Origin of the sequence: Streptomyces sp. NPDC101225 (genome assembly GCF_044767585.1) — a bacterium.
Lineage (GTDB): Bacteria > Actinomycetota > Actinomycetes > Streptomycetales > Streptomycetaceae > Streptomyces.
In genome coordinates this window covers 76,186-88,007 of the sequence record NZ_JBIWOE010000025.1, presented here as the reverse complement: position 1 = coordinate 88,007, position 11,822 = coordinate 76,186, and the positions used below count along the sequence as shown (strand labels likewise).

The 11,822-nt window shown below is 67.1% G+C and carries 9 protein-coding genes and 1 pseudogene; 3 read left to right on the top strand and 7 right to left on the bottom strand.

The annotated features are described in order from the left end of the window. Nucleotides 1-430 precede the first annotated feature (430 nt). The 7 genes from ACIRPX_RS29630 to ACIRPX_RS29600 all read right to left on the bottom strand — a co-directional run bounded on the left by ACIRPX_RS29630 (nt 431) and on the right by ACIRPX_RS29600 (nt 9,425). Nucleotides 431-1,786 carry an aminomethyl transferase family protein gene (locus ACIRPX_RS29630; protein ID WP_404200891.1) on the bottom strand — a complete coding sequence of 452 codons (1,356 nt, stop codon included), beginning with the start codon at nt 1,784-1,786 and terminating at the stop codon, nt 431-433. Nucleotides 1,787-2,251: 465 nt separating this feature from the next. Continuing rightward, nucleotides 2,252-3,289, bottom strand: coding sequence for an ABC transporter permease (locus tag ACIRPX_RS29625; protein WP_404200889.1), 1,038 nt, complete (start codon nt 3,287-3,289; stop codon nt 2,252-2,254). Beyond that, nucleotides 3,289-4,929: a sugar ABC transporter ATP-binding protein gene (locus tag ACIRPX_RS29620; protein ID WP_404200887.1), complete on the bottom strand. Its 1,641-nt coding sequence runs from the start codon at nt 4,927-4,929 to the stop codon at nt 3,289-3,291. Before ACIRPX_RS29620 ends, ACIRPX_RS29625 begins: the two co-directional genes overlap by 1 nt. Further along, the gene (locus tag ACIRPX_RS29615; protein WP_404200885.1) at nt 4,926-5,933 is read right to left on the bottom strand and encodes a sugar ABC transporter substrate-binding protein; all 1,008 of its coding nucleotides are present in this window, start codon (nt 5,931-5,933) and stop codon (nt 4,926-4,928) included. Before ACIRPX_RS29615 ends, ACIRPX_RS29620 begins: the two co-directional genes overlap by 4 nt. A 1,092-nt stretch (nt 5,934-7,025) precedes the next feature. Beyond that, nucleotides 7,026-8,279, bottom strand: a complete 1,254-nt coding sequence (locus ACIRPX_RS29610) for an IS256 family transposase (RefSeq protein WP_404200978.1) — start codon at nt 8,277-8,279, stop codon at nt 7,026-7,028. Then, the gene (locus ACIRPX_RS29605; RefSeq protein ID WP_404200883.1) at nt 8,263-9,030 is read right to left on the bottom strand and encodes a hypothetical protein; all 768 of its coding nucleotides are present in this window, start codon (nt 9,028-9,030) and stop codon (nt 8,263-8,265) included. Before ACIRPX_RS29605 ends, ACIRPX_RS29610 begins: the two co-directional genes overlap by 17 nt. Before the next feature lie 47 nt (nt 9,031-9,077). Beyond that, nucleotides 9,078-9,425 (bottom strand): group II intron maturase-specific domain-containing protein, encoded by a 348-nt coding sequence (locus ACIRPX_RS29600; RefSeq protein WP_404200881.1) that lies wholly within the window; start codon nt 9,423-9,425, stop codon nt 9,078-9,080. A gap of 168 nt (nt 9,426-9,593) precedes the next feature. On the opposite strand from ACIRPX_RS29600, the gene ACIRPX_RS29595 reads away from it, so the two are divergent. From ACIRPX_RS29595 to ACIRPX_RS29585, 3 genes and pseudogenes are all read left to right on the top strand, one after another. Beyond that, nucleotides 9,594-9,887: a transposase gene (locus ACIRPX_RS29595; RefSeq protein ID WP_404200879.1), complete on the top strand. Its 294-nt coding sequence runs from the start codon at nt 9,594-9,596 to the stop codon at nt 9,885-9,887. A gap of 267 nt (nt 9,888-10,154) precedes the next feature. Further along, the gene (locus tag ACIRPX_RS29590) at nt 10,155-11,405 is read left to right on the top strand and encodes an IS110 family transposase (protein WP_404200877.1); all 1,251 of its coding nucleotides are present in this window, start codon (nt 10,155-10,157) and stop codon (nt 11,403-11,405) included. Between the two features lie 118 nt (nt 11,406-11,523). Then, a pseudogene (locus ACIRPX_RS29585) lies at nt 11,524-11,808 on the top strand (IS3 family transposase); the annotation flags it as partial. Between the last annotated feature and the right edge of the window lie 14 nt (nt 11,809-11,822).

Genomic DNA, 11,822 nt, shown 5'->3' with positions numbered 1-11,822 from the left:
CAAGGACGGTCACCGCGACACCTGGAAGATCTTGAGGGCAAGATCGTACGCCCGCGGCAGGCATGAGGAGCCATCAGCGGGCCGAAGGGGGCGTGCCCTTGGTCTTCTCCTTCCCGTACCTGTCTGCGAACCGGCGGAACTGTTCCGAGCCCGTCGCCACAACACCCTGAGGCTGAACGTATGTACCCGAACCTATCTGGGAGGTCTGACAGTTGAGAGCTCCTGATCAAGGGGGCCTGCTCACGCCGCCGTAGAGACGGGTGTCGCCCTGAAGGCGAAACCCCGCCCCTTGCCCTGCTCCGCAGGAGCTCACCTCCTCCCCCGGCTGAAGCCGGGGGTATCCACGAAGGAGAGCGCTTATAACGGCGGCCCGGCGTGTCCGAGCGGCAGCTGTGCGGGGGCCCGCCGGGCCACGTGGCACCACTCCGTATCAGGCGTTGCGGCGGTACTCGGTGCGGGCATGCCGGTCGTACGGGCTGGGCTGGACGGTGGCGCGGATGCGCGGGAAGCCGAGGTCGGCATCGGCGTCTGTACCGATACCAGGGTGCTCACCCCAGATCACCGTCACCTCGGTGCCGGGCTCGGCGTGCGCGGCGTCGATCAGCGTCAGGGACAGGAGGGCGCCGATCGGGTCGATGGAGGCCGTCTGCATGGTGACGCCGACCAGGCCCCCGTCGCCGCCTTCCACCCGGTGACGGGCGTAGCTGAGCACGAAGCCGGGGTCCGTGTCCTTTCCGCCGCCCAACACCCGGCCTACGTCGTCCGGGTGGAATACCAGCGTCACCTTCCTGCGCAGCCCCTCGTCGTCCTTGGCCCTGAGCAGGGCGTCCCGGCCCACGAACTCATGGCCGAAGTGGATCATCTTTCCGTAGCCGAGTTCGTACGGGGAGACGTAGTGGTCTTCGATGTCCGCGGAGAAGCAGCTGCCGTTGAGCGGGCGCTTGCCCTCGATGCCGAACAGCGGAAGCCACTTGCGGTACTCCGCCAGCTCCGGGTCCGAGTAGATTCCGGGAACGGGTGAGGGGATCCAGCCGCTCTCCACGCTCGGCGTCGTGTATGCCAGGGCGCCGACCTGGATCAGGCCGAGGGGTTCGCCGGCCTTGAGGAACGCTTCGTGCACGTAGGCGGCGTGCTCCCAGGGCCCGATGAACTCGTAGCCGGCTTGTCCTGCCATGCCGTGGCGCAGAGCCTTGAAGGTCCGGCCGTTCAGGGTGACCGGCGCGGTGTGTAAGAACTTCGTCCTCGGGATCGGGGCACCGAAGACTCCTGCGATCAGCTCGAACGCCAGCGGCCCCTGGATCTGGTAACGGAACAGTTTCGGGTCGCCGCCGTTGGGCCGGAAGGCGCTGGAGGAGTCGGTGGAGAAGGTGACGTCGTAGCCGCCCTTCTCGGCATGGAACTGCACCCAGTGCTGGGCCGCCGGAATGCCGCTGAGCACATAGGCGTCCTCGGCTTCTCGGACAAGGACGCCGTCGGTGACGATGTGGCCGTGCCGGGTCACCGGCACGTACTGCTTGGCCTGGCCGATGGCGAACCTCTCGAAGTTGTTGACGCCGTGGTCGGCCAGGAGCTGGGTGGCGTCAGAGCCCTCGATCCACAGGTCGTACATGTGGTGCGACAGGTTCAGCAGTGCGACGCCCTCGTGCCACGCCGCCTGCTCCTGGCGCCAGCCGGTGTATTCGCGGACGATGACCTCGGGAGTCCACGGCTCGGCGCCGGGCTTCCACAGCAGCGCCACTGGCGAACCGGCCTTGTCGATGCCGTCCTGGAGGCTGGGAATTGCCATGCGACTCCGTAAGTTGTTGGGCGGCCCAGGAGGGCCGAGTGTGGCTGATGCGGCTTCCGTGCTGGGCAGGCTCGACAGCCGGGGCACTAGATCGGTCTAGCGCAAGCTAGCAGAGGCAACCGCCTCCGGCGGGACGGACGGTGCACCCATCCCGCCGGACCCCCGACGAGCTCTGCATTCCACATGGTTGGCGGCGATGCGCACCACACGGAGATTGGAAGCGGATGTCGTCGTCCATGATTGCCGGGATGTCGGCGCCACTCATGGTGCGCGAATGTCCGTCATTGGACGTCCGCGCCGGAGGGCGTCCGGGCGACGGCGTCCGTCGGCACGCAGGCACATGGTGTTCCGTCGCTGCTCAGCGGGACGCCGATGGGGTGTGTCGGCGACGGCCGAACGCACCCGCCGCCGACACGGGGGTGCCGTCCTGGGCGCCCGACAATTCCGGCGGGCCCTGGGGGCCGATCACACACTTCGGCGACGCAGCAGCGTGGCGACGGTGACTGCTACGACCAGCACCCCGCCGTAGAAGACCGAGGACACCCACGCATCCAGCCCCAGCAGTTGGAGCCCGAGAATGCCGGTAGCCAGGAAGTAGATCCCGATGAACGTACCGATCGGGTTGAAGCGTCCGGGCGCGACGATCGCCGTGCTGAGGAAGACCGAGGCAAAAATCGGCAGGAGCAAGGAGTCGGAGGTGGCGGGGTTGTAGCCGCCCAGTGCTGCGACGGCGATGACCGCGCCGAGACCGCACAGGGTGCCGGAGGCGACGAAGGAGCCGAAGCGGATCCGATCGACGCGAATACCGGAGAGCTTGCTGACCTGTCTGTTGGCCCCGACAAAACGGATGTGGCGGCCCAGAGGGGTGAACGCGAGCAGATAGGCGAAGCCGGCCACCAACACCGCGCCGTAGTAGAACGAGATCGGCAGGCCGGCCACGGAGAACAGGGCGATCTCGCTGAATCCGGCCGGCAGGCCGCTGACGGTGTTCAGGTGCGACAGCCAAAGGCTGATGCCACCGAGGAGGGTGCCCATGCCCAGGGTCACCACGATCGTGTTCACCCCGACCACGACGATGAGCAGGCCGTTGACCACCCCGACCGCGAGTGCCCCCAGGACTGCCACGACGGCCGCCGACCACACTCCCCATCCATGCTCCACGACCAGAACGGGCAGGATCGTGGCGGAGAATCCGAAGACTGCCGGGACGGACAGGTCGACGAACTCGCCGACGCAGATGGTGCACAGCAGGGCCATGGTCAGGAATACCAGCGCCTGCTGGGAGCCGAAGATCGTCTGGAAGGTTCCCTTGGCCAGGAATACGCCTGGCTCCACGACGGCGTACACCACGATCAGGGTCAACCAGATGCCGATCACTGAGTAGCGCGCCGCGAAGTGCGTGGCCATGGCGGCGGCCGGCCGAGGCCTCCTCGCGTGCGCCGCTTGTGGCGCGTCCGGAGTGGTGTCGACATCGTGTCGATCTCCCTTGTTGGTGACGTCCATCAGTCGATCCGCCCCTTTCCCTGCGCTAGTTCCTGCCGTACTTCCCGGGGTTCCCCCTGTGGCCGTGGGGCGTCGTCGAACACCGCTCGCACAATGGTGTCCGGCTCGAGTTCGCCGCTCAGCTCCTTGGCGATCTGGCCGTCACGAAACACCACCACCCGGTCGCACAACACCGCCAGGTCAACTGGGTCGATCGAGGCGACGACGATTCCGCAGCCGTCCGACGCGGCCTCCCGGATCGCGTCGATGATGCTGTGGCGGGCGCCGACGTCAACAGCCTGTGTCGGTTCGTGCAGCACCAGCAGATTGGGCACGCCAGCCAGCCATTTGGCCAGCAGGACCTTCTGCTGGTTTCCGCCGCTCAGTGTGTGGATCGGCGCATCCGGGTCGGACGGCCGGACATCGAGTTTCGCGATCATCGTGGCGGTTTCCTCGGCCTGCCACACCGAGTCGGTATGCAGCCGCCTGCTGCGGCGCCGTATTCGAGGGAGCGTCATGTTCTCCGCCACCGAGAGTTCACCCGCCACCCCTGCCTCCAGGCGACGTTCGGGGACGAATGCCACGCCCGCGTCGATGAAATCCCGGGTGCAGCCGCGTTTGCGGTCCAGGGCCAGATCGTGCCCGCCGACCGACAGCATGCCGGCCTGTGCCGTGCGCGCGCCGCCCAGTGCCTCGGCCACCTCGGCGAAGCCCGAGCCGACCAGCCCGGTCACTCCGAGGATTTCGCCACGCCGGATGTCGAGGTCGAGACCGGTTACCGGACCAACCGAAAGACCCCGGACCGAGGCGACGCCCTCGTCCCGGACGTGGCTCCCGACGCGCTCGTGTGTGACGAGGTGTCGTCCGAGCATCATGCGGGTGAGTGCGACCTCATCCACTTCGGGCGTGGACAAGCCGGCCTCGACGACGGTGCCGTCGCGCAGAACGGTGACTCGATCCGTCACTTCGACGACCTCCTCCAACTGATGCGAGATCAGCAGGATCGAGGTGCCCTCCTCGACGAGCGATCGGACCATCTGGAAGAAGCGGGTCCTCGCTGGCCTGCCGAGTGCCCGGGTCGTCTCGTCGAAGACAATCAGGCCGCCTCCGGGGCGGTGGTCCTGCACCGCTCGAGCGATGGCGACCACGGCCCGGTCCTCTGCGGAGAGGTGTCCCACCGGCTGGTCGGCGTCCAGCGGGCAGCTCAGCCGGTCCAGGATCTGCTCGGCCGCCCGCTGCTCCGCACGGCGGTTGACCCGCCGCAACACCCGGCCTGCCCGGTAGTGCCCCAACCGCACGTTCTCCCACACCGTCAGGTGGTCCACCAGACTGTTGCTCTGGTGGACCACCGAGACTCCCGCCTCGCGCTGCTGCATCGGGTGGACGGGCAGTGCAAACCGCTGCCCGTCCACTGTGATGGATGCGCCCGGGTCGGGCGCGTACACGCCCGTGAGGATCTTGACCAGGGTGGACTTCCCGCACCCATTCTGTCCGACGAGACCGTGCAACTCGCCCGGGGCGAGCTCAAGTTGCACGTCTCGCAGGGCCCGCGTCGTGCCGAATGTCTTGGACAGCGCTTCTACTTCCAGACGTGGGTGCCGCACCGCATCCGGCGGGCCGGTCTGAGAATGCGCGCTCGCGAACGGCGCCTCCTTGTTCACTTGATGCCCCAGAGTTTGGCGAACTCCTCCTTGAAGGAGCCGTCGCCGAACCACTCGCCTGAGGCCTGCGCCGCGGTGGTCACCTCGATGCTGCCGACGTTCTCCTTGGTGAACAGGCGCATGGGCTGGACCACGTCAACCGGCCCGGACTTGGTCATCATGCGCAGGAGTTCGTCGGTCAGGCCGTACCCCATGTAGGGCAGGTCCACGGCCACAACGGCCTTGACGGCCGAATCGCTCTTGAGAAGGCCCAGTCCATTCACCGTGCCCGCTGCCGTGGACACGGAGATGCCGGAAGAACGTCCCGACTGCTGGATGCCCTGGATGGTGGGTTGGAGGCTGTCCTCGAACTCGGTGTAGTAGTAGTTCGCGGTCGGGTGGCTCAACACGTTGGAACTCGTCTTGGAAGCCAGCAGCGCCGGAGTCGAGGAGGTGATCTCCTTGAGGGTCACCTTGCAGTCCGGGCAATACTTCTCGTAGATCGGCAGCGAGTCGGTCACCATCTTCTTGGCCGTGGGGCTGTCGGCATTCTGAGCAATGATCAGGTCGGCCTTGCCCTTGGAAGCGGCAATGACCCACCAGGCAATCGCACTCGGCTGGCCGCCGGACCCCGGCACGTAACTCACCTGGTTGCTGTTTTTGACTCCGGGCGGCGGGTTCTGGTCCGCAATAACAATCGGGATGCCCTTGGCCTTGGCGGCGTCGAGGGCATTTTGCGCCATGCCGTAGGGAACTGCATCCATGATGATCCCGCCGGCGTTCGCCGCGATCGCCTGCTGGACGCATGAGGCGATCGCAGTCGGCTGCGCCCTGCCGTCGCATACCTGTTGTGAAAGGCCAGCCTTGGACAACGCATCCTTTGTTGCCTGAGCCGTGGCGACGAAGGCGGGGGTCTGCTGGACGATCGGGATGTAGAAAATCTTGCGGCCCTTGAGCTTGCCGACGTCCGGCACGTCAGCGGTGGGCACGGAGTAGCTCTTGGTGGTGGCCTGCAGGGCTGCCACCTTTTTCTTGGCAGTGGCGAGGCCAGAGGAGGAGCTACCCCCGCCGGATGCGCTGGAATCACCGGAGGCGGAGCCACCGCATCCCGCCAGCAGTACCGAAGCAGCGAACAGAGCCGTACACGAGACCAGTGGCCTTCTGACGTGTGTCATTTGACAATACCTCCAATGTCCAGCGTCCGAACTTCTTTGATCGAACGCTGGTTCTGTCCGGTATCGCCCACGATTACTGCGCGGGCAGAAAGGGGCGAGAGGGGAATGCCTGCGGGCCGTTCGCAGGCCATGGCTGCACAAGGGGCTCGAACGTGACCCCATGTCCCTCGTAGATCACGAGTGCTGAGACGCGGTTCGGATCACGCGGTTGGCACAACAGTCGAAGACTTCCGGCTCGGTTCGAGATGACATCGTGAACCGCACAAACTGCACCTCACAGTGGACTCCCAACACGGACAGTGATCACGAGTGCATCGTCAATCTCTGCCCTACGGCAAAGGACCGGGTGGCCGGCCATTCCCGTCAATGGCGCAAAGTGTCCGCACAGCGGCAGTCAGGCGGAAGCGCAGCGACAGCAACCTAAGATTGCGGGCATCGGTGACACCACGACGCCCGCGTGGGTCACGCCCGCCGATGCGACCGGCGCCCGATCCTTATCCCGCCGTGGAGGCGGTTTCGGGTGCTCAACGAGGTGGTGCTGGATCAGGTCCCGATCCGCCGTATCGGCGGCGCCCCCCCTCAAGGAGCAGGCCCGCCTCAGCGGTGAAATCGAAGCATTGCAGGCCCAGTTGACCGCACTGCGGCACGACAACACCGTCCTGGTGAGCACCCAGCAGGCCATCTGCACCTCCCCTGCCCCTGCAGCCGAGCCCACTGCGACCGTGCCGGCTCCGCGCGTGGCCACGATCAGCGCACCCACCACTGGCCACGCGGACCAGCACGCGGTGCAGGATTCCATCTCCGTGCTCATGCTGCCTCACCACAGGGGGCAGAACCCGTGCCGGACCCTACGGTTCGCATCGTTCGCTCAGCTGATCAGAGACGCTTCGTGGCCTCAGGAAACGCGCAGGTGGATGGCGTCCCGCGTGGTGGTGTAGGGGATCAATCGGTGGGCGCGTTCGGGGTGTTGGGGAGTGCGGGGGTGCTTTCGGGGAGCCCGGTGGGGTAGATCTGGTCCATGCTGCCCTCGGGCAGGTAGCGGCGGGGGAAGGCGATCCACTCGTCGTGCAGTTCGAAGAGCACGGCGGTGACCAGCCGCAGCAGCGCGTCGTCGTTCGGGAAGACCTGGACGACATCGACGCGGCGCTTGACCTCGCGGTTGATCCGCTCCAGCGGGTTGGTCGAGGCGATCTTCTTCCAATGTCGTTCTGGGAAGGCGGCGAAAGCGGTCAGGTCGTCCTTCGCCTCCAGCAGCATTGCCTTGGCCTGTGGGAACTGCTGGCCGAGCAGGTCTGCCACGGTATCGACCTGGGCCCGGACCGCTTCCGCGGTGGGCTGGGCGAAGATCGTGCGGATCGTCGCGGCGACCATCTCGCCCGCGTCTTTGCTGATCACGCCGAACACGTTGCGTAGGAAGTGGACGCGACAGCGCTGGTAGGCGGCCCCGAGCATGACCTTGCGGATGGCCTTGACCAGGCCGCTGTGGTGGTCGCCGATCACGAGCCGGACCCCGGTCAGCCCGCGCTCGCGCAGATGGCGCAGGAACTGGGTCCAGAACACCTCGGTCTCGCTGTCGCCGACCATGACACCCAGCACCTCCCGACCGCCGTCCTCGGTGATCCCGGTGGCTATCACCACGGCGCGGGAGACGATCTGGTGGTTCACCCGCGCCTTGCAGTACGTCGCGCCCAGGTAGATGTAGGGGAACCGGACGTGGTCCAGGGGGCGGGTGCGGAAGGCGGTCAGCGGCTCGTCCAGCTCCCCGCAGATCCGCGACACCTCGCTCTTGGAGATACCGCTGTCCGCGCCCAGGGCTTGGACCAGGTCGTCGACCGAGCGGGTGGACACACCGTGAACGTAGGCTTCCACGATCACGGCGTACAGGGCCTGGTCGATGCGGCGCCGACGCTCGAGCAGGACGGGGAAGAAGCCCCCGGACCGCAGTTTGGGGATGACCAGGTCGAGGTCGCCGGCCTGTGTGGTCAGGGTCTTGTCCCGGTGGCCGTTGCGATAGTTGGAGCGAGTCTCGGTGTGCTCGTTCCACTCCGCGCCGATCCTCGCGCTCGCCTCGGCCTCGATCAGTTCCTGGAGCATCCGCTCTGCCACGTTGCGGACGAGTTCGAGCCCGTCTGCCGAACGTAGTGACTCAAGCAGCCGGAGTAGGGAACCGGTGCGGCAACTACTGTCCGTCTTGATGTTGCTGGGCCGCGTCGATGCGGGCCTGCAGCTGCGCGCGGGTGCGCGCCTTGGGGCCTTTGACCGGGGCGATGTAGATGTCGTGGTGCGCGAGGAGTTCGGCAGCCCCGTCAGCGCACCGGTTCAGGTAGGTGCGGTGGCAACCGAGGATCTCGGTGATCAGGACGGTCGTGGCCACCCGGCGGGCTCGTAACACTGCGGCCAGTACACGGATGTGATGTTCGAGTTGACCGATTCCGTGGGCGGAAGGGCGCTGACGGGGCTGGCCGGTGCGGCGGGTCAGGTCACGGTCGGCGAGCCACTGCCAGTCGTCGGCGACCAACTCGACCAGGGAGTCCAGCTCCTGGCGGGGCATGCCAGTCAGGGCCGGGTCCGACAGCCAGGCAGTGGCGGCGGGATCTGTGCGGCGAGGCGGCGTTCGCTGCGGTTCCGGGGCCGGGTACAAGGTGTAGTTCCAGTCGCCGTGGAAGGCGCCGCGGCTCAGCGGGAGGGCGGCGACCTGCCAGGGGGCGGGGTTCTGCCCGGTGGGATAGCGGTGGGTGTCCAGCTCGGCCCGGACGACAAGTCCGGTGCGGGTGTGAGCCGAGGCGATCGCCTTGACGGCGACCTCGTGGCTGGTCAGCGGGATGCCGCGCCAGGCGCAGGTGATCCGGGAGAACAGCCGGTGGTGAAGTAGGCCCGAAGCGCGGTCTCGCCTTTCGATCGAGCCGTTTCTTCGGGCCTCTTCCCGCACCCGGCGTGCCACTCTCATGGCACCGGGCGCTCCACAAGTCCCGTCTCACTGACCCCTGTTGATCTTCATCCTGTGGTCGGCCAGGGGGAAGGGATGACCGCTCCCCGGTATCGGTAGCGCGTCGTGCGTACCTTGCCGGGATCGAACAGTGTCCGTTCCTCCCCTGCTGGCCACCATTCCCCACCGCAGTAAAGACGGCGGAGATCCTTCCTGTTGATCCGGGGGTGCTTGCGGCGCAGCCACTTCATGACCTGGCTCCACGTGTACGAACTCAGGTACTGGAAGGTCGCGCTGGACACCCCGGGGCGGAAGTACATGCACCAGCCGAACAGCATCCGGTTGATCTGGATGAGCAGTTCGTCCAGTTGCAGGCCGGTGGCCGTTCTGCGGCGGATCGTCTTGACCTTGCCCATCGCGGCCGTCAGGGCCTTGCGCGAGGGGTAGGTGTAGACGTAGCTGCGGCTGGATCCGCGTTGGCGGTGGCGCTGGATGTGAGGTTCCCCCCTGCCGGCCGGACAGCTTGATACTGGGACGGATGGTCCCGGAGGAAGCAGTCACAGGTAGTGAGTAGCAAGAGCAACATGAGTAAGCGGTACACGGCTGAGTTCAAGCGGGACGCGGTCGCCTTGGCGTTGTCCTCGGAGAAGACGGTCACCGAGGTCGCGAGGGATCTGGGCGTGAGTCCGGAAGGACTGCGCGGGTGGGTGAAGCAGGCGAAGGTCGACCGCAGTGAGGGGCCCGCCGGGGCGTTGACCACTGCGGAGCGTGAGGAGTTGGTCCGGCTGCGGCGGAAGGTCCGCGAGCAGGAGGCCACGATCGAGGTTCTGGGAAAAGTACCCATGGCGGCGCTACGCGTCGGCACCGTGGCGGGATGAGAATCCGGGGCGCGAAACGGCTTCTGGCCGGTGGTCGGTTGGCTTCCGTGCGCGGGTTGAGTGCTCTGTGGCGCCGCTCGCATGCTGGTGGGGTGCGGTCCGGGCAGACGTCGGTGACGCTTGGTATCCACGAGTCCGGGGAAAAGTATGACGCTGGGGCTTGAGGGATTGTTGACTGCTGCTGCGAGCGCGAATCTCAGACTCTTTGGATCAGTAGGCCCCTTCCGGGCGGCACGTTGATGGGTGCTGTCAGGGAGGAGGCCGGGGATGCAGGTGCTCTTCGAGCGGTGTGCCGGGCTGGATGTGCATCGGGACACGGTGGTGGCGACGGTCCGCTCGCCGGGGCAGCGCAGGGGTTCACGGGCGACGGAGACCCGGACGTTCCAAACGACCGTTCGGGCGCTGGCCGCTCTGGGTGACTGGCTGGCCTGCGAGGGGGTGGACTTGGTCGGCATGGAGGCGACCGGGGTGTACTGGAAGCCCGTCTTCGCCTCGTTGGAGGGGCGGTTCACCTGCTGGCTGGTGAACGCGGCACATCTGCGGAACGTGCCCGGCCGCAAGACCGATGTCGCCGACTCGGTGTGGATCGCCCGGATTCTGGAGTGCGGGCTGGTGCGGCCGTCGTTCGTGCCGGTGCAGGAGTTCCGTGAGCTGCGGGATCTGACGCGGGCGCGTACGGCGGTGTCTCAGGAGCGGGTGCGGGTAATCCAGCGGCTGGAGAAGGTGCTGCAGGACGCCGGGATCAAGCTGACCTCGGTGGCCTCGCAGGTGTGGTCGAAGACCGCGCGGGCCGTGCTGGAGGCGCTGCTGGACGGGGTGACCTCGCCGGTGGAGCTGGCCGCGCTGGCCAAGGGACGGCTCCGCTCGAAGCGGGAGGCTCTGGAGGAGGCCCTCGAGCACCGCTTCCGCATCGAGCACCACGGCGTCATCGTGCGCGGTCTGCTGGCGCACATCGACGGGCTGGAGCAGCGGCTCGACGCCTACGATGCGGAGATCGCGATCCGGCTTGCCCCGCACGAGCAGGTCCTGGAGCTGATCCAGACCATCCCCGGGGTCGGGGCGAAGGTCGCCCAGGTGCTGATCGCCGAGATCGGTCTGGACATGTCCGCCTTCCCGTCCTCGGCCCATCTCGCCTCCTGGGCGGGGGTCTGCCCGGGCAATCATGCGTCGGGCGGCAAGCGCAAGGGCGGCCGCAGCCGGCCCGGACCGAAGTGGCTGAAGGCCACGCTGACCGAGGCGGCCTGGGGCGCGGTGAAGGCCAAGGGCACCTACCTGCACGCGCATCACATGCAGATCAAGGGCCGGGCAGGCGGCTTCAAGGCACTCGGCGCGACCCGTCACGACATCGTCGTGGCCTACTGGCACATCGTCCACGACCGGGTGCCCTACCGGGAGTTGGGCCCCGACTGGGCAGCGAGACGGTTCAGCCCCGGTCAGCGCGCCAGGCGGCTGACCGCCCAGCTCGAAGCACTCGGCTTCGAGGTCACCATCGAACCCGCAGGGACCGATCCCGTCTGAACCGGGCCCGGGACACGCACGGCCTCCCCGCGAGGCCGGACTCAACGATGCCCGCGAGACTCTGGATTCACATCTCAGCGACCGCCTTCTTCGCTCAGGACAAGATGAGGTAGACACCGTGGCACGGTGTCGTTTCATCGATGCGGAGAAGGCATCGGAGGGTAATCCTGCAGGTCACAGCGTTGCGTTTCTGTGCCGTGTGCTGGGAGTGCCCCGTTCCACCTACTACGCGCACCGGGCGTCGCGGCCGGCCCGGGCGGTGCGGGAGCGGGCCGAGGAGGTGCTGGTGGGCGAGATCCGGGTGCTTCACGCCGGATCTCGCGGTGCCTACGGGGCCCCGCGGGTCCACGCCGCCCTGCGGCGGGCCGGGCGGGTGGTGAACTCCAAGAAGATCGAGCGGCTGATGCGCAAGCACGA

What these genes read in the sequence shown, in the direction of transcription:
- ACIRPX_RS29630 (WP_404200891.1), bottom strand. Translation starts at nt 1,786, where the DNA reads ATGGCAATTCCCAGCCTCCAGGACGGCATCGACAAGGCCGGTTCGCCA.
- ACIRPX_RS29625 (WP_404200889.1), bottom strand. Translation starts at nt 3,289, where the DNA reads ATGGACGTCACCAACAAGGGAGATCGACACGATGTCGACACCACTCCG.
- ACIRPX_RS29605 (WP_404200883.1), bottom strand. Translation starts at nt 9,030, where the DNA reads ATGAGAGTGGCACGCCGGGTGCGGGAAGAGGCCCGAAGAAACGGCTCG.
- ACIRPX_RS29600 (WP_404200881.1), bottom strand. Translation starts at nt 9,425, where the DNA reads ATGGGCAAGGTCAAGACGATCCGCCGCAGAACGGCCACCGGCCTGCAA.
- ACIRPX_RS29595 (WP_404200879.1), top strand. Translation starts at nt 9,594, where the DNA reads ATGAGTAAGCGGTACACGGCTGAGTTCAAGCGGGACGCGGTCGCCTTG.
- ACIRPX_RS29590 (WP_404200877.1), top strand. Translation starts at nt 10,155, where the DNA reads ATGCAGGTGCTCTTCGAGCGGTGTGCCGGGCTGGATGTGCATCGGGAC.